Annotated in this window: 19 protein-coding genes; 9 read left to right on the top strand and 10 right to left on the bottom strand. The window is 45.5% G+C overall.

The annotated features are described in order from the left end of the window. Window positions 1–49: 49 nt before the first annotated feature. From lpdA to VC82_RS01660, 5 genes are all read right to left on the bottom strand, one after another. Window positions 50–1,441: a dihydrolipoyl dehydrogenase gene (gene lpdA, locus VC82_RS01680; protein WP_045800843.1), complete on the bottom strand. Its 1,392-nt coding sequence runs from the start codon at window positions 1,439–1,441 to the stop codon at window positions 50–52. Between the two features lie 227 nt (window positions 1,442–1,668). Continuing rightward, window positions 1,669–2,205, bottom strand: coding sequence for a DUF1572 domain-containing protein (locus VC82_RS01675; RefSeq protein WP_045800842.1), 537 nt, complete (start codon window positions 2,203–2,205; stop codon window positions 1,669–1,671). Beyond that, the gene (msrB, locus tag VC82_RS01670; RefSeq protein WP_045800841.1) at window positions 2,202–2,612 is read right to left on the bottom strand and encodes a peptide-methionine (R)-S-oxide reductase MsrB; all 411 of its coding nucleotides are present in this window, start codon (window positions 2,610–2,612) and stop codon (window positions 2,202–2,204) included. Before msrB (VC82_RS01670) ends, VC82_RS01675 begins: the two co-directional genes overlap by 4 nt. 14 nt (window positions 2,613–2,626) lie before the next feature. After that, window positions 2,627–3,121, bottom strand: a complete 495-nt coding sequence (msrB, locus tag VC82_RS01665) for a peptide-methionine (R)-S-oxide reductase MsrB (protein WP_045800840.1) — start codon at window positions 3,119–3,121, stop codon at window positions 2,627–2,629. A 125-nt stretch (window positions 3,122–3,246) separates the two neighbouring features. Beyond that, entirely contained in the window at window positions 3,247–3,813 is a 567-nt protein-coding gene (locus VC82_RS01660; protein WP_045800839.1) for a hypothetical protein, read from the bottom strand. Between the two features lie 144 nt (window positions 3,814–3,957). Between VC82_RS01660 and VC82_RS01655 the strand changes: the two genes are divergently transcribed. From VC82_RS01655 to VC82_RS01630, 6 genes are all read left to right on the top strand, one after another. Further along, window positions 3,958–5,898, top strand: a complete 1,941-nt coding sequence (locus VC82_RS01655) for an alpha-1,4-glucan--maltose-1-phosphate maltosyltransferase (protein ID WP_045800838.1) — start codon at window positions 3,958–3,960, stop codon at window positions 5,896–5,898. 4 nt (window positions 5,899–5,902) lie between these two features. Next, window positions 5,903–7,537: a maltokinase N-terminal cap-like domain-containing protein gene (locus tag VC82_RS01650; RefSeq protein ID WP_045800837.1), complete on the top strand. Its 1,635-nt coding sequence runs from the start codon at window positions 5,903–5,905 to the stop codon at window positions 7,535–7,537. Between the two features lie 15 nt (window positions 7,538–7,552). After that, window positions 7,553–9,448: a 1,4-alpha-glucan branching protein GlgB gene (gene glgB, locus VC82_RS01645; RefSeq protein ID WP_045800836.1), complete on the top strand. Its 1,896-nt coding sequence runs from the start codon at window positions 7,553–7,555 to the stop codon at window positions 9,446–9,448. Window positions 9,449–9,541: 93 nt separating this feature from the next. Beyond that, complete coding sequence (locus tag VC82_RS01640; protein ID WP_045800835.1) at window positions 9,542–11,941, top strand: glycoside hydrolase family 31 protein; 2,400 nt, start codon at window positions 9,542–9,544, stop codon at window positions 11,939–11,941. A gap of 37 nt (window positions 11,942–11,978) precedes the next feature. Next, window positions 11,979–12,785, top strand: coding sequence for a M48 family metallopeptidase (locus tag VC82_RS01635; RefSeq protein WP_045800834.1), 807 nt, complete (start codon window positions 11,979–11,981; stop codon window positions 12,783–12,785). 64 nt (window positions 12,786–12,849) lie between these two features. Beyond that, complete coding sequence (locus VC82_RS01630; RefSeq protein WP_045800833.1) at window positions 12,850–14,181, top strand: MFS transporter; 1,332 nt, start codon at window positions 12,850–12,852, stop codon at window positions 14,179–14,181. Between the two features lie 95 nt (window positions 14,182–14,276). Here VC82_RS01630 and VC82_RS01625 read toward each other — a convergent pair whose 3' ends face one another. The 4 genes from VC82_RS01625 to VC82_RS01610 form a co-directional block, all read right to left on the bottom strand. Then, complete coding sequence (locus VC82_RS01625) at window positions 14,277–14,999, bottom strand: head GIN domain-containing protein (RefSeq protein WP_045800832.1); 723 nt, start codon at window positions 14,997–14,999, stop codon at window positions 14,277–14,279. An 85-nt stretch (window positions 15,000–15,084) separates the two neighbouring features. Beyond that, window positions 15,085–16,182, bottom strand: coding sequence for a DUF4097 family beta strand repeat-containing protein (locus tag VC82_RS01620; protein WP_045800831.1), 1,098 nt, complete (start codon window positions 16,180–16,182; stop codon window positions 15,085–15,087). Next, the gene (locus VC82_RS01615; RefSeq protein WP_045800830.1) at window positions 16,163–16,723 is read right to left on the bottom strand and encodes a hypothetical protein; all 561 of its coding nucleotides are present in this window, start codon (window positions 16,721–16,723) and stop codon (window positions 16,163–16,165) included. Before VC82_RS01615 ends, VC82_RS01620 begins: the two co-directional genes overlap by 20 nt. 2 nt (window positions 16,724–16,725) lie before the next feature. Beyond that, on the bottom strand, window positions 16,726–17,286 hold the full coding sequence (locus VC82_RS01610) for an RNA polymerase sigma factor (protein ID WP_045800829.1): 561 nt from the start codon (window positions 17,284–17,286) through the stop codon (window positions 16,726–16,728). 220 nt (window positions 17,287–17,506) lie between these two features. On the opposite strand from VC82_RS01610, the gene lon reads away from it, so the two are divergent. After that, window positions 17,507–19,957, top strand: coding sequence for an endopeptidase La (gene lon, locus VC82_RS01600; RefSeq protein ID WP_045800827.1), 2,451 nt, complete (start codon window positions 17,507–17,509; stop codon window positions 19,955–19,957). 37 nt (window positions 19,958–19,994) lie between these two features. Further along, window positions 19,995–20,708 carry a (d)CMP kinase gene (gene cmk / locus VC82_RS01595; protein WP_045800826.1) on the top strand — a complete coding sequence of 238 codons (714 nt, stop codon included), beginning with the start codon at window positions 19,995–19,997 and terminating at the stop codon, window positions 20,706–20,708. A gap of 32 nt (window positions 20,709–20,740) precedes the next feature. On the opposite strand, the gene VC82_RS01590 is transcribed toward cmk, so the two are convergent. Then, window positions 20,741–21,121 carry a LysM peptidoglycan-binding domain-containing protein gene (locus VC82_RS01590; protein ID WP_045803168.1) on the bottom strand — a complete coding sequence of 127 codons (381 nt, stop codon included), beginning with the start codon at window positions 21,119–21,121 and terminating at the stop codon, window positions 20,741–20,743. 260 nt (window positions 21,122–21,381) lie between these two features. Here VC82_RS01590 and rpsA point away from each other — a divergent pair, with 260 nt between their 5' ends. Further along, window positions 21,382–23,256: a 30S ribosomal protein S1 gene (rpsA, locus tag VC82_RS01585; RefSeq protein WP_045800825.1), complete on the top strand. Its 1,875-nt coding sequence runs from the start codon at window positions 21,382–21,384 to the stop codon at window positions 23,254–23,256. The last annotated feature ends 58 nt before the right edge of the window (window positions 23,257–23,314 follow it).

Raw genomic sequence — 23,314 nt, 5'->3', positions numbered from 1 at the left:
ATGCTGAGATGACACCACATCAACAAATGAATTTTCAAACATTTAAACGTTACAAGTGGATGACCTCGCCATACGCATCTGCCACGGCCTCCATCACCGCTTCACTCATGGTGGGGTGGGGGTGAACGGCCTTTAATATTTCGTGCCCGGTGGTCTCCAATTTACGGGCCACGACCGCTTCGGCTATCATGTCGGTAACACCGGCCCCGATCATGTGGCAGCCCAGCCATTCACCGTATTTGGCATCAAAAATGACCTTGACGAAACCATCTGCAGTGCCGGCGGCTTTGGCTTTTCCGCTTGCGGAAAATGGAAATTTGCCCACTTTGATATCGTATCCCTTTTCTTTGGCCTGTTTCTCTGTAAGGCCCACCGAGGCCACCTCGGGCATACAATAGGTACAGCCGGGAATGTTTCCGTAATCCAAGGGTTCAACGTGCATTCCGGCTATTTTTTCGACACAAAGAATACCTTCTGCAGAAGCGACATGCGCCAATGCCTGTCCGGGGGTAACATCACCAATTGCATAATATCCGGGTATGTTTGTCTGATAATAATCGTTCACCAAAATTTTGTCACGGTCAACGGCGATACCGACTTCCTCCAGACCGATATTTTCGATGTTTGTTTTGATGCCTACGGCAGACAAGACGACATCAGCCTCTAAAACCTCTTCTCCTTTTGAGGTTTTAACGGTGGCCTTTACCCCATCACCGGAGGTGTCAACCTTGGTGACCTCTGCCGAGGTCTTTATTTTGATGCCCGCCTTTTTGAAAGACCGTTCCAATTGTTTGGATACATCCTCATCTTCAACAGGAACAATATTTGGGAGATATTCGACCACGGTTACCTCAGTGCCCATGGCGTTGTAGAAATAGGCAAATTCTATACCGATGGCCCCACTGCCCACCACAATCATCTTTTTGGGCTGCTTTTTTAGGGTCATGGCCTCACGGTAACCGATTACCTTTTTACCATCTTGCGGAAGACTTGGCAGTTCCCTGCTTCTGGCACCAGTGGCAATGATTATGTGATCGGCCGAATATTCGGCAGGTTCGCCATGTTCACCCTTTACAATGACTTTTTTGCCCTGAAGTAATTTGCCAAAGCCGCTCAAAACCTCGATTTTGTTCTTTTTCATCAAAAATTGAACCCCCTTGCTCATGCCATCGGCGACATCTCGACTTCGCTTGACCACCGCATCGAAATCATGCTCCACATTTTTGGCACTTAAACCATAATCTTCAGCATGCTTGAGATACTCAAATACTTGAGCAGATTTGAGCAATGCTTTGGTTGGAATGCAGCCCCAGTTCAAACATACACCTCCAAGGTTTTCTTTCTCGACTATGGCTGTCTTAAATCCTAGTTGTGAGGCTCGTATGGCGGTTACATAACCTCCGGGACCACTTCCCAAAACAATGACGTCAAATTTGCTCATGGTGTTCAATTTAAGTTGTTACAATGGAAACTTGCCCTAATTTGGCAGGTGCAAAAGTACACATTTCATGTGCCAAGCACCAAATTTGAAACCCAAATTCAAAGTTCTGTTTTCGATCGTGATTAATTAATTTCATGAATTATGTGATTGGTAACAAAAGGTCTGCCCGGTTAAACTTTTGCCAATTGCTTTTGGAATTGCCCCCACGAAATTAGCAGGGTTGTATTTTAAGATTTGTTTTTCCTGAAGAAGTTGTTGTTGAAAGCTTCCGATTTTCCTTTTGGGATGGAAAGTGATTGCCATGCTTCTCCACGTATCACTTTGCCCAATAGTACAATTTGCCCAACATGGCTTGCATAATGCCCCAGTTGTCGATTGATGGCCTGTGTGATGGAATGTTCTTCGCCCCGTATTACCACCTTGGTATCGAAATTTGATTCATTGATCGAGTCCAAGGCTTGAAACAGACATTGCCAGCCTTTTTCCCAAAGAAGCAACAGCTCTTTTTTGGTTTGGGGTGGGTCTTCAAATTCAGTATCGCGATGGCGCCAAGGTTTCTCACCATCTTCGGTCAAAAAATTGGTCCAACGGCTAAGCATATTGCCCGCCAAGTGCTTTACAATGATTGCAATGCTATTGTCAGTTTCGCTGGGTCTCCAGTGCAATTGGTTTTCAGAGAGTTGGTCAAAAGTGCCCTCGCCCAATTTTTTGTAGCGTTCAAACTCAAATTTTGCGTTTTCGAGGTAGTGCTGTGAAAAGTTCATTCTTTTTGTTCAGCTTCAAAATCGATGCTTACCGAATTGATACAATACCGTTGGCCAGTGGTTTCTTTTGGGCCGTCATCAAAAACGTGCCCCAAATGGCTGCCACAGTTGGCGCAGACCGTCTCGGTGCGGACCATGCCATGCGAGGTGTCGCGAATATATTCGATGGCACCCTCTACCGCTTGGTCAAACGAGGGCCAACCGCAACCACTTTCAAACTTGTGTTCGCTTTCAAAAAGTTTGGCGTTGCAGGCACGGCAATGGTAATCTCCGTTCTCAAAATAAAGGTTGTACTTGCCTGTATGCGGATATTCGGTACCCTTTTGTCGTAGCACCCGGTACTCTTCTGGTGAGAGCTCTTGTTTCCACTCGGCCTCTGTTTTGTTTACAGGATATTTGGCGTTCATTTTTTTAAATAGGTTTATTTGCTATCGGGAACAAAATTCAAAGCAGCCCCGTTGATGCAATGCCGCTTACCGGTTGGTGGTGGGCCATCGTCGAACACATGCCCGAGATGCCCGCCGCAGGTGGCACAATGTTCTTCTGTTCGGGCATAACCGATTTTATAGTCGACATCATAGGCCACATTGCCCTCAATTTCCTTGTAAAAACTCGGCCATCCCGTACCTGAATCAAACTTGGTCTCGCTTTTGAACAAAGGGGTGCCACAGCCGGCACAGACATAGGTGCCCTTTTCATTATTGTCAAGCAGGTCGCTGGTAAAGGGGTTTTCGGTGGCCGCTTTGCGCAGCACGTAATACTCCATTTCGGTCAGCTCGGCCTTCCATTCGGCATCGGTTTTGGTAACGGCAAATACCTTGCTTTCAGAATCTGCATTGGTGTTGGCGTCTTTTTGTGAGCGTCCTATACAGCCCATGAAAATAACAACGACCAAAAGAGCAATTTTTTTTAACATCCTTATCGTTTTATGCTTTAGACGAAGAAGTACGCCACACCTTTCATCTTATAAAGATCGACAAAAAAAGAACCCAAAACAACAGTTGCTCTGGGTTCTGGATTCTTAATTATAACAAAATGGGCTCAGTCTAGATCTATTTGCTGAATTCCACCTGCTTCAAGGTTGATTTTCGACATGACAGCATCAAGATTTGAAAAGTCTATCGATGGGTCAGAAGCAAACTCTGCAGGTATCACAGCAATCCTGAAGACTTGGTTATCGGTATCGCCCGGTAATAGGGTCGACATATCGAAATCGGCCTCCAAAAATATACTCACATCCAAAAAGGTGTGGTCATAGTTATATTGCAACAAACCTTGGTCAAGAATGCGCGTTTGCGGTAGAAGGCGCCATATGTCAACAGGTTCTCCATTGCTGTCTTCCGTTTGGTCGAAGAGGAGGTATACCAGAACCACGTCTGATTCAAAAACCTCGACCGTTTGTGGAAACTCAAATAAGATACGGTAATCATTTTCGGCTGAGAAAGTGCCCTCTATTTCCAATACCTGCCCTAAAATATTAACGCCATCTTGGCCATCGAGCCCATCGAATCCGTCGCGCCCGGGAGGGCCGGGAGGGCCTGCAGGACCTTCGCAGGAGATAACGATTAGTGCCAAGACGATACTGAAAATTGTTTTTATCGAATTCATGATGTTTTGATTTGATTAGACATGGTTTTAAATAATTAACCGTATTAAATCAAAAAGCGTTCCAAAAAAACAATCAGAGAAAGAAACGGTAATCTATGGGGGTTTGACCGAAATTTCTATTTTTAGGGAAACCAACCTGTATCCATGGAAAAAAGACAGCAAAGAGTCGTTATAGAAAATGTATCGCCACAGCTGCACTGCGGCGAATATTTCATCAAAAGGGTCGTAGGAGAACCTGTCACGGTATATGCCGACCTGATACCCGATGGGCATGATGTGATCCAGGCTGAGCTCGTGTTCAAACACGAGAAAGACAAAAAATGGTCTGAGATACGTATGCAACACCAGGGGCAAGACGTGTATTTCGAAACCTTTAGTGTCGAAAAACAGGGCTTTTACGACTATTTCGTGCGAGGATGGGTAGATTACGCCCTGAATTGGCAGCACGGGGTCGAGGCCAAGTTAAAAGACGGCCAGCACATCAAAAGTGAATTGTTGGATGGCGTGCAGTACCTCACATTTTTGGCCAACAAGGTCCCCACCAAACAAAAGGACACCATCAAGGGGTGGATGACGCTCTTCGAGGATGAAAATCGTTACGATGAGGCCATTGAAGTGGCCAACTCAAAAGAACTGCACAATCTTTTCATGAAATATCCTCAGAAGATTTTGGCCAGTGAGAGCAAAAGATTGAAGGTTTACGTAGATCGCAAAAAGGCGAATTTCAGTACTTGGTACGAGTTTTTTCCGCGCTCGTCGGCGCCCGAGCCGGGCAAGCATGGTACGTTCAAAGATTGTGAGCGCTTGTTGCCACGCATAGCAAAGATGGGGTTTGACACCCTGTATTTTCCTCCCATCCATCCAATAGGTGAAAAGAACCGTAAGGGAAAGAACAATACTGTAACGGCCCTAGAGGGTGATTCGGGCGTGCCTTGGGCCATTGGCTCAAAGCACGGCGGGCACAAGTCGGTACACCCAGAATTGGGCACCGAACAAGATTTTATCGATTTGGTCAAGAAAGCCAAGCGACAGGGTATTGAAATTGCAATGGATATTGCCTTTCAGGCTGCCCCTGACCACCCCTATATCACAGAACACCCTGAGTGGTTTAGAAAGCGGCCCGACGGTACCATACAGTATGCTGAAAATCCTCCAAAAAAATATCAGGATATTGTAAACTTTTATTACGAGACCAAAGCGTACAAGGCGCTTTGGGATGAATTGCTCAGCATTGTGCAGTACTGGGTCGATAGGGGTGTATCGGTTTTTAGGGTTGATAATCCGCATACCAAGCCTTACTATTTTTGGCATTGGCTGATCGCCCAAATAAAAAAGAACCACTCCGATGTGTTGTTCTTGGCCGAGGCCTTTTCGCGCCCCAAGGTCATGCAGCAATTGGCAAAGCAAGGGTTTTCGCAGTCGTATACCTACTTCACTTGGCGTGTGGGCAAGCATGAATTGACCGAATACCTGGTCGAGCTTACCCAAACCGACATGAAAGAATATTACCGGCCCAATTTTTGGCCGAATACGCCCGATATCAACCCTTATCACCTGCAAGGCGCCAATGAGGCCATGCACCTGATCAGATATGCACTGGCCGCTACCTTGAGTGGCAATATAGGCATATACGGGCCCGTGTTCGAATATATGGTCACCGACCCCCTGCCAAATAAGGAAGAGTACAAAGATTGTGAGAAATACGAAATCCGCCATTGGGATTGGTCGCACGAAAACAAGGTCACGCACCTGATCACCAAAATAAACCAAGTTCGAAAAGACCATGGATCACTGCAGCAGACGAACAACATCCGGTTCTGTCATATCGAAAATGACTATCTTATAGCCTTCTACAAGTGGAACGATGCCAAGACAGACGAGACCTTGATGGTCATCAGCCTTGATTCGCACCATACGCAACAGGGGCATGTTCAGCTTCCGCTGCACGAGATGGGGGTCGGCGCAGGGCATGCGGTACACTTGACCGATACCATTACCGGTAACCAATATACGTGGCATGATGAATGGAACTTTGTTGAATTGCATACAGACATTCCTTTTCATATATTCCATATAAACAAGTAGCGGTATGACAAAGAAGAAGAAAGATGAAGTGCTGCAGCCCCCTTACCAGTTTGATGTGGTTTGGGAAGAACTTATCGAAAACGAAGAGTTCATCAAGGTCTTTCTTTCCGACGTGCTTGAAAAATATGTGGTGCAGCAGCGTTGGTACGGGGGCAAGTCGAGCAAACTGAAGTATATTGAGCTTCAAGAATACTTCAAGATCCAACAAAACGAAGAGGTCTATTACGGTCTGTTGCTACAGGTCAATTTCGAAGAGGCCTTTTACCAGCATTATTTTTTGCCCATTGCGTTCGTTTCAGACGAGAGTTTTGCCGAAAAGGAGCGTATTCTGCCTATTTGCATGAAGGGCCAGAACGGTTTTATCATCGATGCCCTGAATCTCGAGGCCTTTAGAAAATTGGTATTTGAACGGATCATGACCGCGGTGCCGAACGATACCACAAAAGTGCAGTACCACAAAAGCGCCCACTTCAAGGATACGGAGTATAAATCTTCCCGTTTTATGGGGATGGAGCAGAGCAATACCTCTATCATTATCAATGACAATGCTGTCATCAAGTTTTTTCGGAGGATTTATTCCGATAAGAATCCCGATTACGAGATGAGCCGTTTTTTGTCCGAAACCAAGGGGTACAAAAACACACCTGCCTATTTGGGAAGCAGCAATGTCATCGACTCAGACGGGGCCTACATTACCATTGCCCTGATGCAAGAATTGGTAGAGAACCAGGGTGACGCCTGGAGCTATATGACCAAGCAGCTCAACATTATTTTCCATAATCTTGAGTACAAGCGCATCAACGTACATGATCTGCCTGAAGTGCCCATGTTCGCTCGTCTGGGCATAAACGATGTGCCTCCCCAGATTATAGATTGGGCGGGCTTGCACGTGTTTGTGATGTTGCAGAAATTGGCGCAGCGCACGGCAGAGATGCATGTGGCCCTGGGTTCTGAGTTCAGTGATACAGCCTTTCACCCGACCCATTACAACGGCGATTACGAGGTTTGGTTGAAAAACAGGCTGCTTTACCAGTTTCAGAACCGTTTGAACATAGTGGAGAACAACCTAGAGCGTCTACAGGGGCCATCGTTGGAATTGGCCAAGAATTTTCTTGAAAGAAAGAACGAAATAAGAAAGCGGTTCGTGAATTTCGATTGGACAAAATTCAAGGGTGAGCGTATACGCATACATGGTGATTACCATTTGGGCCAAGTGTTGGTAAAAGATGATGATTTTTATCTTTTGGATTTTGAGGGAGAGCCCGAGAGTACCATTCGCGACCGTAAGGTCAAACAGCCGCCGCTCAAAGATGTGGCCGGTATGTTCCGGTCGTTCCACTATGCCATTTACGCGACTATTTTCAACAATGGTGATGATTATCCCCATTCAAAAGAAGAACTATTTAAGGCAGGCGAGATACTGTATCGCTATTTCATTGCCGTGTTTTATGATAGTTACATGAAACTGATACAAGAGAACAACCTGAACATAGGGTATAAGCAAGAACGAACGTTTATCTTAAAATACTGTATGCTCGAAAAAGCGGTCTATGAGCTTGGCTACGAAATGAACTCACGACCAGATTGGGCCGTGATTCCGCTTGAGGGAATCATGAGCATCATTGACGAAACCAACTAACTAAAAAAATATTCCATGGCGAATGTAAAACCACATAGTCTTTTAACCGATTTTGACATCAATTTGTTCAAAGCGGGCAAGCACTACCGCCTTTTCGAAAAATTGGGCTCGCATTTGATCGAGGTCGATGGCGAAAAGGGCACCTATTTTGCGGTTTGGGCCCCAACTGCGAAATCAGTATCTGTGGTGGGCGACTTCAATTTTTGGACCGAGGGCGACCACCCCCTATATGTACGTTGGGATGAAAGCGGCATCTGGGAGGGGTTTATTCCGGGTGTTGCCAAAGGCGCCAAATACAAATACAAAATACACTCGCACAACAACGATATCAAGACAGAAAAGGCCGATCCCTTTGCACGCTACTGCGAGCAGCCCCCCAAAACGGCCTCGATTGTCTGGGATGACGATTACAGATGGAAAGATGTCGATTGGATGGGCAAGCGCAAAGAAATCAACGCGCTTGACAAGCCGTTTTCGGTCTATGAGGTGCATTTGGGCTCGTGGAAGCGAAAGAATGGCAATGAATTTCTTTCCTACAAAGACCTTGCAAAAGAGCTGGTGGCCTATGTGAAAGAAATGGGGTTCACCCATGTCGAGTTCATGCCCATTATGGAATACCCGTACGACCCATCATGGGGCTATCAACTGACGGGCTATTTTGCCCCCACTTCGCGTTTTGGTGAACCCGACGACTTTAAACTATTGGTGGATGAACTGCACCGGAACGATATCGGTGTGATATTGGACTGGGTACCATCGCACTTTCCTGAAGATGCGCACGGACTCGGATTTTTCGATGGGTCGCACCTTTACGAGCACCCCGACCGCAGAAGGGGCTATCACCCTGATTGGAAAAGCCTGATTTTCAATTATGGTCGAAATGAAGTGCGGGCCTTCTTGATCAGCAATGCCATATTTTGGCTTGACCAATACCATGTCGATGGACTCAGGGTCGATGCCGTTGCCTCAATGCTCTATCTCGATTATTCACGGGAAGAAGGGGAGTGGGAACCGAATATGTACGGCAACAACGAGAACCTGGAGGCCATGTCGTTCTTGCGTGAGCTCAATGAAGAGGTCTACAGGCAGTTTGATGGCATACAGACCATTGCGGAAGAGTCGACCGCTTTCTCCGGGGTCTCAAAACCCGTATTTCTGGGCGGACTTGGCTTTGGAATGAAATGGATGATGGGTTGGATGCACGATACGCTCGAGTATTTTAAGAAAGAACCCATATACAGAAAGCACCATCAAAACGATATTACCTTTAGTTTGACCTATGCGTTTACCGAAAACTTCATGTTGCCGTTTTCGCACGATGAGGTGGTATATGGCAAACAATCGTTGATTTATCGAATGCCCGGCGATGAGTGGCAGCGTTTTGCCAATTTACGCCTTTTGTTCGGGTATATGTTCACGCACCCCGGTACCAACCTTATTTTTATGGGGGGCGAGTTTGGGCAGACTTCAGAATGGAATTTTGAGCAAAGCCTTGATTGGCACTTGACACAGTACGATTTCCATAAGGGCATTCAAGAGGTGATAAAAGATTTGAATGCTTTGTACAAAAAGCATCCGGCCCTGCACGAAAAGCAATTTAGCCCCGAAGGTTTTGAGTGGATCGATTACGGTGATGCCGAAAATTCGGTCTTGACCTTCATCCGAAAGGGCAGCAATCCAAAAGATGACCTTGTCATTGCGCTGAACTTTACCCCTATACCACGTGAGAATTATCGGGTGGGCACCCCTAAATCGACCCAGTTGAAGTTACTTTTCAACAGTGATGACAAAAAATACGGGGGCAGTGGTGTCGGCAAGAAAACATTAAAACCATCAGACACTGCATGGCACGGCCACAAGAAATCGGTGGTAATGACCTTGCCGCCATTGGGTGCCCTGGTGTATAAATAATTCTTCTACAACGATGTAGTGCTATTTTTGTGAAAAATATCTTTTTTAGTTCTCGTAGTAAAGCACTTCTTTTGTGCGTTTAATAGACCAGAAATGATTACCACTACACAAGTTCAAAAGAAAGGAAACCAGTTTCCGAATGAAATAGTTGATTTCAAGCAAGAACGGGACCGGCTGTACTTCACCACCAAAAATGGGGTCATTTTAGAGTTGACCGTTTTGAGAGATAGCGTTATTAGGTTCAGGTATGCCACCGAATATGTGTTCGAACCTGATTTTTCTTATGCTATAAGCGATGACGTAAGCTTGGGGTTCAACTCATTGGAGGTGGAAGATGGCAAACTCGAATACCTGATCACCACTTCAAAGCTCAGGATCTACATCAACAAAGGCAATTTAAAGGTCAAGATCACCGATTTGGAAGGTACGATCATCAACGAAGATGAAACGGGCTTTCATTGGGAGGAAAACTTCGATTATGGGGGTAACATTGTAAAGATGAGCAAAGTCACCCAATCTGCCGAAAGTTATTATGGCATGGGCGACAAGGCCTCCCACACCAATTTAAAGGGAAAAAGGGCCAACAACTGGGTCACTGACCAATATGCGTTTGGAAAAGACCAAGAACCGCTCTACAAGGCCATACCCTTTTATGTGGGCCTTCACAACGACTTGGCCTATGGCATTTTCTTTGACAACTCGTTCAGCACCTACTTTGATTTTGCCCACGAGCGGCGCAACGTCACCAGTTTTTGGGCCGATGGGGGTGAAATGAATTACTATTTTTTCTTTGGGCCCAAAATGTCGCAAGTGGTCGAGGCCTATACCAATTTGACCGGGGTACCCGAATTGCCGCCCCTTTGGGCATTGGGCTTTCACCAGTCGAAATGGAGCTATTTTCCAGAGAAAAAGGTAAAACAGATAGCGAATACTTTTCGCAAATTGAAGATTCCGTGTGATGCCATCTACCTCGACATCGACTATATGGATGGATTTCGCTGTTTCACGTGGGATAACCGTCGTTTTCCTGACCCCAAGAGAATGGTCAAAGAACTCGAGGAGATAGGTTTCAAGACCATTACCATGATCGACCCTGGTATTAAGATCGACCGCGATTACTGGGTATATCAAGAGGCCATGGAAAACGATTATTTCTGTAAACGTGCCGATGGCCCCCATTTTAAGGGCAAGGTATGGCCTGGAGAGTGCAAGTTCCCAGATTTTACCAATCCGGCGGTTCGCGAGTGGTGGGCAGATCTTTATAAAGAGATGATAGCAGATGTTGGTGTACATGGTGTTTGGAACGATATGAACGAACCAGCCATTATGGATGTGCCCTCAAAAACGGCCAACCTCGATGTACGCCACGATTATGATGGTCACCGTTGCAGCCACCGAAAGGCACACAACGTTTACGGTATGCAAATGGTCAGGGCCACCTTTGAGGGGCTTAAAAAATATACCTTCCCGAAACGGCCATTCGTGTTGACACGTGCGGCATATTCGGGCACCCAGCGCTATTGTGCCACTTGGACGGGTGACAACGTGGCCACTTGGGAGCATCTTTGGATTGCCAACGTTCAGGCCCAGCGAATGTGTATGAGCGGATACTCTTTTATCGGTTCCGATATCGGTGGCTTCGCCGAGCAACCCAATGGCGAACTGTTCGCCAGATGGATACAGTTGGGCATTTTTCATCCGTTCTGTCGGGTACACTCGAGTGGTGACCACGGGGATCAAGAGCCTTGGTCGTTCGGCAAAGAAATAACAGATATCGTCAGAAAGTTCATCGAATTGCGATATGAGCTGTTGCCCTATATCTACACCATGTTCTACAAGTATGTGAACGATGGGCTTCCCATGTTGAAATCACTTGTTTTCTACGATCAAGAAGATTCCCAAACCCATTTTAGGACAGATGAATTCATATTCGGAGACCAGATACTGGTGTGCCCGGTTCAAGAACCCAATGCCCAAGGAAGAAGAATGTACATACCTAGGGGCAAATGGTACAATTATTGGACAGATGAAGTGGTAGAAGGCGGCGACGAGAAATGGGTGGCGGCCGGCATTGACAAAATTCCAATTTTTGTCAAAGAAGGCGCCATAGTGCCCAAGTACCCTGTACAGCAATATGTGGGCGAGAAGGAACTTACTGAACTGAAACTCGATGTGTACTACAAAGACGGTACCGAGAACTCGATGGTCTATGAAGACCAGCACGAAGGCTATGACTACAAAAAAGGCAGGTTCAGTCTTAGAAAGTTCAGGCTACGGGGCAAACCCAAAGAGCTAATTGTGCAGCAGTTCAAAGACGGTAGTTATATAACACCTTATAACAAGCTGCGGCTGCAGTTTCACGGATTGCCCTTTACCATCAAAAAAATTGAACTCGACAATGAAAAGGTCGATTTGAAATCGGTAAAGCTGAACGGTAACAACAACATCGAAATCAGCAAAGATTTCACTGAATTGCATCTTTTCGGAGCTTGATTTTTTTCGTACTTTACGAAACATAAACACTAGCATTATGAAAAGAATCTTATTGGCATTGACACTGTTTTTGGCAGTGGCTGCATGTAAGACCAATCCCTTTACAGGAAAAAAAACTTTGAATTTTTATCCGAACAGCCAGATTTTTCCCATGGCGTTTGCCCAGTATGACCAGTTTTTGAATGAAAACAAAGTGGTGGAGGGTACCAAAGAGGCCAAGATGATCAAGACAGTTGGTCAGCGCATTTCCACCGCTGCTGAACGTTGGTTGGATGCCAACGGCTATCCTGGCTATCTAAAAGATTATAAATGGGAGTATAATTTGGTCAAAGACGAAACGGTGAATGCTTGGTGCATGCCAGGCGGTAAGATTGTTTTCTATACGGGTATTCTACCCATCTGTCAAGATGAAACCGGTATTGCAGTGGTCATGGGCCATGAGGTGGCCCACGCTTTGGCAGACCACGGTGCGCAGCGTATGAGTGCCGGTATGTTGCAGCAATTGGGTGCAGTTGCTGGCAATGTTGCCATCAAAGACCCGCAAAAACGTAATATTTTTAATCAGGCTTACGGTATTGGCTCGGCAGTAGGGGTTATGCTGCCCTTTAGCAGAAGCCATGAAACAGAGGCAGATAGGATCGGTCTGCAGATAATGGCTATCGCCGGTTACGACCCCGCTGAGGCAGCTGAGCTTTGGAAACGTATGAAAGCACAGGCAAAACAGGCTCCACCAGAGTTCTTGAGCACGCACCCCTCTACCGATACACGCATCAAGAACCTTACAGCCTGGGCACCATTGGCCAAACAAGAAGCTGCAAAATTTGGAGTCACTACTTTTGAATAAAGAAAATTTTACCATTTGACACAAAAGCCACCATTTTTAGGTGGCTTTTTATATTTTTACCGCTATGGCGAAAGTGCTGGCGATGAAAGGCAACAGAAAATTGTTGAACGCTTGGGCGTTTTACGATTGGGCCAATTCGGTATATAGTCTTGTGATTGCCTCGGCCATTTTTCCGATATTCTACGGGGGGCTTTTCAGAAGCGCCGGCATAGAAGAGGTAACGGTTTTTGGTGGTGAGATTGCCAGGGCGCCCTTGATCAGTTATGTAACCTCGGCCGCCTTTGTTTTTATCGCCATTGTCACTCCATTGATTTCGGGCATTGCCGATTATTTGGGCAACAAAAAGGTCTTTCTAAAATTCTTTTGTTACCTGGGGGCTGTTTCATGTATTGGCCTTTACTGGTTTTCGTTGGAGCATATTTACTTCGGACTTACCTGTTATTTCTTCGGATTGGTGGGGTTTTGGGTCAGTTTTGCCGTCAACAATTCGTACTTGCCCGATATAGCATATCCTGAACAGCAAGACGGCATCAGTGCAAAAGGTTTTTCGATGGGTTATGTAGGAAGCGTCATTCTACTGTTGTTCAACCTTGCCATGGTCATGAAACCTGACTTTTTTGGTATTACCGATAGTGGGGCAGAGGTGGCCGAGATAAAGGCCATGAAATACTCATTTGTAACCGTCGGTATCTGGTGGATGCTTTTTAGCCAATATACCTTTCACCACTTGCCCAAAGGCTATAGAAAAGAAGGGGAACGAAAGAACATCATCTTGAACGGATTTCTCGAACTCCGCAGCGTCTGGAAGCAATTGGGGCAAGAGACCCGTCTGAAACGTTATTTGATTGCCTTTTTTGTGTACAGCATGGCCGTGCAGACCATTATGCTGATCGCCACTTATTTTGGCGAGGAAGAGATTAATTGGGGCACTGACAGTGAGCGCACCACCGGTTTGATCATCAGCATTTTGGTTATTCAGATCGTGGCCATTTTAGGGGCCACGGCAACTGCCAAGGCCTCAAAGGCTTTAGGCAACATCAAAACCCTGATTGCCATCAATATTTTTTGGCTGCTGTTGTGCATCTACGCCTATTTTTTGGTTACACCGACCGATTTCTATATTGCAGCAGGCTTGGTAGGCATTGTTATGGGCGGCATACAGGCACTTTCACGTTCTACCTATTCCAAGTTTCTGCCAGAGACCACCGATACCACCTCTTTTTTCAGTTTTTATGATGTGGCCGAAAAAATTGGGATTGTGATAGGCACTTTTCTGTATGGCTTTGTGGCCCAGTTTACTAGTAGTATGCGAAACGCCGCCATCTTTTTGGGCATTTTCTTTTTGATGGGCGCCTTTTTGTTGACAAGGGTCCATAAAAAAAGTCCCGCTTCCTGATAGCTATCAGGATAAACAGGACTTTTTTGTTTTCGGTCCACCGCTGGCGGACGGTTTGATGATTGCTGTTCGTCTCGATTGTTGTAATAAACTCGCTAATAACTGTTGATGTCCCCTGAACCAGAAGACTTGGTGTTCACTTTTTTTGGATTTCCCTTGTAGCTGATATCGCCCGATCCAGATACCCGGCCATTCAATGACTGGTTGGCGGTTACCTTGACATCGGCAGAACCTGATACTTGAACATCTACATGTTCGGCCTTAAGGTCGTATGCCTTTACATCGCCCGATCCCGAAACCTGCACATTAAGTTTGTCTGCCTTCCCTTCCAGTTCAATATCACCAGAGCCTGAAAGTTGGGCAGAAACCTCACCGGCCTCAATGGCCAGTTCAATGTCGCCGGAACCTGAAATATTTGTTCTGAACCGGTCAGACCTCAAAGTTGTCTTTCCAATAACATCACCCGATCCCGATAGCGATACGCCTTCTATTTGCTCTACAGGTACCGTTACCAAAATACCGTCCTTCCAAGTTGAAGGCCTGAGATTCACACCCTTTTCTGTTTTGATGACCAATTTGCCATCTTTTACCTCGGTTTTAATGTATTCGAGTAGGTTTTCTTCGCCCTTAAGGGTTAGCTCGCCCTCGTTGCCATCGACCAGTTCTACGTCGAACCAGCCCGCTACGGCCACTTGGTCATAATCGCCCACAGAGCGTTCAATGGTCACTACATTTCCGTTTCCTTTTATACGTTTGCCCCATTGGGCACAGGCTGCAACTGTACAGAAAACCAGTCCTAATGTCAATACTTTCTTCATGGTTTTGTTTTTAGTGTTAATGGTTCGAGCTTGGTCTCAACTATTGCTTTAATTCAACATTTAAAACCTGGCCACAAATTGATGATTAATTTTTGTAAAAGGTTATTCCACCGTATTCACTAACTATGTACACTTGGTTCCCTGAGTTTTTCTTTCCATGAAAGCCCTTGTAGTAACGCTCACTGGATTTTTCTTTACTGATATTGATTTCAAAGTCTTCTTTGCCACTCACCCCGGCATATTCCGTATTGATTTCAAAGTCGAAATAATATTGTGGATCATACCCTATTTTGATTCTCGTATAATTTGTGTTCATATTAATGCTTCCTGCGTCAGCAGCCATTTTTGAGATTTTGATGGATCCATAGTCTGCTGAAATGTCAACATTTCCATGTACTTCTCCGAGCTTGACGCCAATGTAATCGCCATTTCCCTTAACATTTTGCACCCTGCCCACTTCCATAGAACCATAATCAGATGAATAGAGAAGGCTCTCCATTTCACCTATAACCGCATTGGTATAATCTGCCTTGACAACGAGGTTGCCCGCCCTTTCAACGGTAAACCCGGAGTAGTCGGCATTGATCTCTGCACTGTTCACATATTCAAATGTTGAGCGTGAGGTGTAGTCAAACCGAAGTTCATTGTTTCTGCCACGCAACTCACCTATTTCCATTTTACCATAATCACAGCTGATCTTTGCATGGCCATCGATTCGGTCTAGGTATATATTGCCATAATCGTTGTTCAGGTTTATACTGTTCTTCACGGGCAGTTTTATGGTGTAGTTCACCTGTACGTTCACATTGTTTCGTTTACCCCAATTCCAGCCCCAATTTCGGTCGCGGTCTCCAAAACGGGTAATGGCCGAGACCATGCTGCTGTTATTTTCAAAATAAACGTTGATTTCATCAAGGCGTTCTTGCACGCGTTCTTCATTGTTGCCATTGGTCTTGATGTGCACCTCGATCATGACCATGTTTTGGTCCCAAGAGGTAATGTTCAGGTTGCCGTAGCTGTTTTTTACCTTTAAAAGGGCATTTGCATTGACATTGAACTCTTTTTTGATTGTTTTTTCTTTGGTATACTTCCCCTTCCAGCCACCTAGGTCTGTATGGGCCGCTAAGGTAATTGGCAGGGCCAATAGTATAAGGCAGAGATATTTAGATAGTAAAGTTCTCATCATTGTATGGTTTTAAATTTTTAACTTCTTCTATATTGGTCAATACTTCTTTCAGTAAATCGATCCGTGTTTGAAAATTGATGATCATTGCGTTCAAAATAATCTTGCTGTTACCCCCATTTACCAGGTCACGTTCCAATTGGGTGTAATCGGCTTCCAGCTTATCGAGTTGTTTTAGGGCATCATCGACCATTTGTGCCGTTTCTGGCGATTTGGCATTTTTGAGCTCTTGCACCTGTTCTTCTATGAGACCGGCAAAATAGAATTGGGTCTCGGAAATCTCAGGTGCAATCTCGACCACTTGCTGATCAATGGACGGCCCTTCAACAAACCATTTAAGACCCAGTGCGCACAGCAACAACAATGAGGCGGCAATCGAAAGAGCCTTCCACCAAGACGTCTTTTTTGGTCGCATGGCGACCACGCCTTTTGATCTGCTGAGTTTCTCAAGAAAGCGTTCTTGGTGCCCGGTCTTAGGTTCCTCTATGTCGAACCCGCCTTGCAATCTTCCAAAAAGCTCGTCTAATGCATCCTTTTTCATAATCAATTGATATTTACTGACAATTTTTTTCTCAAACTTTCTTTGGCCCTTGAAATAGTGGTCCGGCAATTGGCATAGTTGATATCGAGTATCTGGCTAATTTCTTCATAATCGTATCCTTCGATGAGGTGCAAGGTCAAAGAAACTCTGTAATTGTCTTTCAAACTTTTCATGGTTTCCATCACTTTTTGAACCTTCAGTTCTGTATAACCATCTTGGTTCAAAACAACCTCGTCGTTGTCCTCAACCTTGTAAAGTACCTCATCTATGGCAACAGCTTTTAACTTCTGTTGCTTTCGGTAGTGATAGATACTGTTGTTCACCACAATTCGTTTTAACCATGCCCCGAAGGTCACATCGCCTTTGAATGTGTGCAGTTTCGTAAACGCGTTCAAAAACGATTCTTGCATCACATCCTCTGCTTCTGCCGTGTGCTTTACAATCCGGAGGGCCGTGTTGTACATGGCCTTGTAATACCTGTTGTAAATTTCAAGCTGGGCACTTTGCTTTCCTTCCAAGCACTCTTTCAAGAGGGCATCAGTATGTTCATTTTGGCGGCTCAAAAAGTTGAATGGTTTGTCTTATAGAGTAGGTGTTTTGCCATTTGTTACAGTTTTGAACAGAAATTTTGTGTTTGATGGCATAAGAATTGCTCAAAGTACAGTAAAATAAGAGATTTTTGCCGTCGAACCCCTTGAATAATGGCGATTTTGGCCATGCTTTCTTGGAATTGGGCACGAAATTGTTCTGTGGGTTCGTGACAGAATGACCGAAATTTAACATATGGCAGAATTGAAATTTACAAATCTTGACAATTTGTCTTTTCAAGGAATTGAAGAAGACTCTGAGTTGATTCCATTATTGACCCCCGAAGATGAGGAAGAAATGAACAACGAAAGCCTTCCTGAAATATTACCAATTTTGCCGCTTCGCAATACGGTGCTTTTTCCGGGTGTGGTAATCCCCATCACCGCCGGAAGGGATAAATCTATCAGTCTGATCAAAGAAGCCAACCAGGGCAGCAAGACTATTGGTGTGGTATCACAAAAAGATGAAAAGACCGAAAATCCGGGAATAAACGATATTAATACGTTAGGTACGGTGGCCCGTATTTTACGGGTACTTCAAATGCCCGATGGCAATACCACGGTCATTATACAGGGCAAGAAGCGCTTTGAAATTGCCGAGGTGCTCACAGAGAAGCCTTATATGACCGCTACCATTCGCGAAGCGAACGAAATAAGACCAGATCAGAACAACGAGGAGTTTGGGGCCATCATCGATTCCATCAAAGATTTGGCCTACAAAATCATAAAAGATAACCCGAACATACCCAGTGAGGCAACGTTTGCCATCAAAAACATCCAGAGCAACTCGTTTCTCATCAATTTCGTTTCATCGAACCTAAACCTCTCCGTTCAAGAGAAACAGAAGCTACTGGAAATTGCAGACCTGCAAGAAAGGGCTTTGGCAACCTTACGGTACATGAACCTTGAACTGCAGAAACTGGAGCTCAAGAACGACATTCAATCGAAGGTGCGCCATGATATGGACCAACAGCAGCGCGAATACTTCTTGCACCAGCAGATGAAGACCATTCAAGAAGAGTTGGGAGGTGTCTCTTACGAGGAAGAGGTCGAAGAAATGCGCAAAAAGGCCAAAAAGAAAAAGTGGGGCAAAAAGGTAAGGGAGCATTTCGAGAAAGAGTTGGCGAAGATGCAGCGTATGAACCCGCAGGTGGCAGAGTATTCAATTCAAAGAAACTACCTAGACCTTATTCTTGAACTGCCTTGGAACGAATATTCGAAGGATAAGTTTGACCTGAAGCGGGCCCAAAAGATATTGGACCGCGACCACTATGGTCTGGAAGATGTAAAACGCAGGATCATCGAGTACCTGGCCGTATTGAAGTTGCGCAACGATATGAAGTCACCCATCCTCTGTTTGTACGGCCCTCCGGGTGTTGGTAAGACCTCGTTGGGCAAGTCGATAGCAGAAGCACTCGGCAGGGAGTATGTGCGCATGTCTCTTGGGGGCCTACGTGATGAGGCCGAAATCAGGGGCCATCGAAAGACCTATATCGGGGCGATGCCCGGCCGTATTGTGCAGAACATTAGAAAGGCGGGCACTTCGAACCCAGTCTTTATTTTGGATGAGATCGACAAACTTGGCAATAGCCACCAAGGGGATCCCTCTTCGGCCATGCTGGAGGTGTTGGATCCCGAGCAAAACAACGATTTCTACGATAATTTCTTGGAAATGGGCTACGACCTTTCAAAAGTCATGTTCATTGCCACGGCCAATAACCTGTCGACCATTCAGCCTGCACTTCGCGACCGAATGGAAATCATCAACGTTACCGGTTACACCATTGAAGAAAAGGTAGAGATAGCCAAAAGGCACTTGTTGCCCAAGCAATTGAAAGAGCATGGCCTTACCAACAAAGACTTGAAAATTGGTAAACCACAGCTTGAAAAGATTGTAGAGGGCTACACGCGTGAATCGGGTGTAAGGACACTTGAAAAACAAATCGCCAAAATGGTGCGCTATGCAGCAAAGAACATCGCCACTGAAGAAGCGTACAATGTAAGGGTTACCAATGCCGATATCGAAAAGGTCTTGGGCCCTCCCCGAATGGAACGTGACAAGTATGAGAACAATGAGGTGGCAGGGGTGGTTACCGGCCTTGCATGGACCAGTGTGGGCGGCGACATCCTGTTTATAGAGGCCATTCTGTCGAAAGGCAAGGGCACCCTCAACATCACGGGCAATTTGGGCAAGGTAATGAAAGAATCGGCCACCATTGCCATGGAGTATATCAAGTCGAATGCAGAAAGCTTTGGTATAGACCCCAATGTTTTTGATAGGTACAATGTACACATCCATGTTCCCGAAGGGGCCACACCGAAAGATGGTCCGAGCGCGGGCATAACGATGCTTACCTCATTGGTGTCACTGTTTACCCAGCGAAAGGTGAAAAAAAGCATCGCCATGACCGGCGAGATAACCCTACGGGGCAAGGTGCTTCCGGTGGGAGGCATCAAAGAGAAGATTTTGGCCGCCAAAAGGGCGCGCATCAAAGAGATTATTCTTTGTGAGGACAACCGTAAAGATGTAGAGGAAATAAAGCCCGAGTATTTGAAAGGACTCAAATTTCACTATGTCAAAGACATGAGCGAGGTAATCGCCATTGCCTTGACCAAGCAAAAGGTGAAGAACGCCAAAAAGCTTTAGCAGGTATTTTTCTTTAAATTCTGTCTATTTTTGGCGCATGCGTAAAATCACCATAGCTATCGACGGCTACTCATCCACAGGAAAAAGCACCGTGGCCAAGCGTTTGGCAAAGGCCTTGGGGTACGTGTATGTCGATACAGGTGCCATGTACAGGGCGGTCACGCTCTTTGCCCTCCGTAACGGCTATGTTGGGGGTGCTGAAGACAATTTTGATGCCCTGGTCGCTAGTCTTTCAGAAATTGACCTAAGGTTCCGCCCCAATGCTGAGACAGGTCAATCAGATATTTATTTGAACGGTGAAAACGTAGAGCGTGAGATACGTACACTCGAAGTGTCAAAATATGTCAGCCAAGTGGCTACCCTAGAAGCGGTGCGCCATAAACTGGTGGAAATGCAGCAAAAAATGGGTGCCGAAAAAGGGTTGGTGATGGATGGACGCGATATTGGCACTGTGGTGTTTCCTGATGCCGAGTTGAAGATCTTTATGACCGCCTCGCCCGAAACCCGTGCCCAAAGGCGTTTTGATGAACTGAGGCAACGAGGGGAGCAGGTTACCTTCGACGAGGTACTCAAAAATGTTCGTCAGCGCGACCATATCGACTCTACCCGCAAAGTATCGCCTTTGCAAAAGGCAGAGGAAGCCATTGAATTCGATAATTCAAATCTTGGGTTGGAAGAGCAGTTTGAGGCAATTCACAACTATGCCCTTGATGTAATTTCTGGTCAAGACAAGAAAAAAGACGCCCGATAGGCGTCTTTTCAACATTCAAATCCTAAAAGATTTTAGAGGTTTGGGATAACCAACTCTTGCCCAGGATGTATTAGGTCTGGGTTTTTCAGAATATTTCTGTTGGCCTCAAAAATCTTGTTGTATTTCATGGCGTCACCATAATAGTGCTTGGCAATTTTGCTGAGCGATTCGCCACTTTGAACGGTGTGGCGGTGGTATACCGAACTGTCGGCAACCGTAATGTTGGCCTTAATGTCAGAGGGATTTTCACCACCGATTTCCTTGATCTTGTCCCAAAGAACGTTTTTTTCATATTGGGTGTTTGCCACCCCCTTTATTTTAAGGACACCGTTTTCTTCACGTACGTCCCCGTCTTTGATGTTTAGCTTTTGCCCAAGATCCAATACGGGTTGATATTTTGCTTTTACACTCATAATATTCTTAATTAAATTAATGGTTACTAATTGGGAAACAAGATAGCCATAAAAGTCACAGGGCAGGCAATTATTGGCCATTTTTGAAAAATTGTCCATTTAGAGGCAATAATGGTTTGTAATACAAGTAATTAATTGTATTTTTGCGCTCCTTTTTTAGCGAATCCAAGAGGAAAAAGGAATGGAAAAACAAAATAATAATTTCTTCCACGAAATCGCTTGACTCTTGTAACTCCGTGGAATACAAATGAAATCAGCACATGGCTGAAGAAAAAAAAACTGCGGAAGCAGTAGATGCTGCCGAAGCAAAGCAAAACGTTGACGAAACTACTGCAAAGGTCAACGAAGAATCTAAAGAAACAAAAGAAGAAGCCCCAAAACAAGACCCGCAAGAGTACCTTGAAAATTTTGATTGGGACAAGTACGAAGAAGGTATCGAACGGGTCGATGACAAGAAGCTTAAAGAATTTGAGAAGCTTGTTGAAGAAAACTTCGTGGACACGGCCGATGAAGAGGTGGTCGAGGGTACTGTGGTACACATGACAGACCGCGAGGCCATCATCGATATCAATGCTAAATCTGAAGGCGTTATCTCGCTGAACGAATTTCGCTACAACCCAGACCTAAAGGTAGGAGACAAGGTTGAGGTGCTAATCGACATCAGGGAAGACAAAACGGGCCAGTTGGTACTTTCGCACAGAAAGGCCAGAACCATCAAGGCTTGGGACCGTATCAACGAAGCCCACGACAAAGAAGAGATTGTACAGGGCTACGTAAAGTGCCGCACCAAAGGTGGTATGATCGTAGATGTATTCGGTATCGAGGCATTCTTGCCAGGTTCGCAGATAGATGTGAAGCCTATTCGCGATTACGACCAATATGTTGGCAAGAACATGGAGTTCAAGGTGGTCAAGATCAACCACGAGTTCAAGAACGTTGTGGTATCGCACAAAGCACTGATCGAGGCCGATATCGAAGAACAGAAGAAAGAGATCATCAGCCAGCTTGAGAAAGGCCAGGTATTGGAGGGTGTTGTCAAGAACATCACTTCGTACGGTGTCTTTATTGACCTGGGCGGTGTTGACGGTCTTATCCACATCACAGACCTTTCATGGAGCAGGATCAATCATCCGAACGAAGTGGTCGAGCTAGACCAGAAATTGAACGTGGTTATCCTTGATTTTGACGATAACAAGTCAAGAATCCAATTGGGTCTTAAACAACTTGAGAAACATCCTTGGGATGCCTTGGGTGATGAGATTAAGGTTGGCGACAAGGTAAAGGGCAAGGTAGTTGTAATTGCCGACTATGGTGCCTTTATCGAGGTGGCCGAAGGTGTAGAGGGCCTTATACACGTTTCAGAAATGTCATGGTCAACGCATTTGCGTTCGGCCCAAGATTTCGTGAAAGTGGGCGATGAGGTCGAGGCCGTGGTATTGACCTTGGACAGGGAAGAACGCAAAATGTCGCTCGGCATGAAGCAATTGACTCCTGACCCATGGACGGACATCACCTCTAAATACCCTGTTGGTTCAAGACATAAAGGTATCGTCAGAAACTTTACCAATTTCGGCGTATTTGTCGAGTTGGAAGAGGGTATCGATGGCCTTATCTATATCTCTGACCTTTCTTGGACGAAGAAAATCAAGCACCCATCAGAGTTTGTAAACGTTGGTGACACGATTGAAGTGGAGGTATTGGAGCTTGATGTGGAAGGAAGAAAATTGAGCTTGGGCCACAAACAGACCACTGAGAATCCGTGGGACAAATATGCCGAGGAGTATGCCGAAGGGACTGTACACAAAGCTTCGATCGCTGAGATTGTCGATAAAGGCGCTACAGTTAAGTTCAACGAGGATATAACCGGTTTTGTACCCTCGCGCCACATGGAAAAGGAAGATGGCAAGAAACTCGTTAAGGGAGAGGAAGCTGAATTCAAGATCATTGAGTTCAACAAAGACTTCAAACGAGTGGTGGCCAGCCATACCGCCATTTTCAGGGAGCAAGAAGAACGCAATGTCAAAGCGGCCAAAAAACGGTCTTCCTCATCTGATGAGGCGACACCGACACTTGGTGATGCGAATTCACAATTGCAGGCATTGAAAGATAAAATGGAGGCTGAAAACAAGAAGTAGGCACTTTCATTTTAAGAACAGTAAAGCCCTGACGTAACGTCAGGGCTTTTTTTGTGCA

Source organism: Flagellimonas lutaonensis (assembly GCF_000963865.1).
Classification (GTDB): Bacteria; Bacteroidota; Bacteroidia; order Flavobacteriales; family Flavobacteriaceae; genus Flagellimonas_A; species Flagellimonas_A lutaonensis.
The sequence above is the reverse complement of the archived record's forward strand: the minus strand, read 5'-3'. Positions and strand labels throughout refer to the sequence as shown.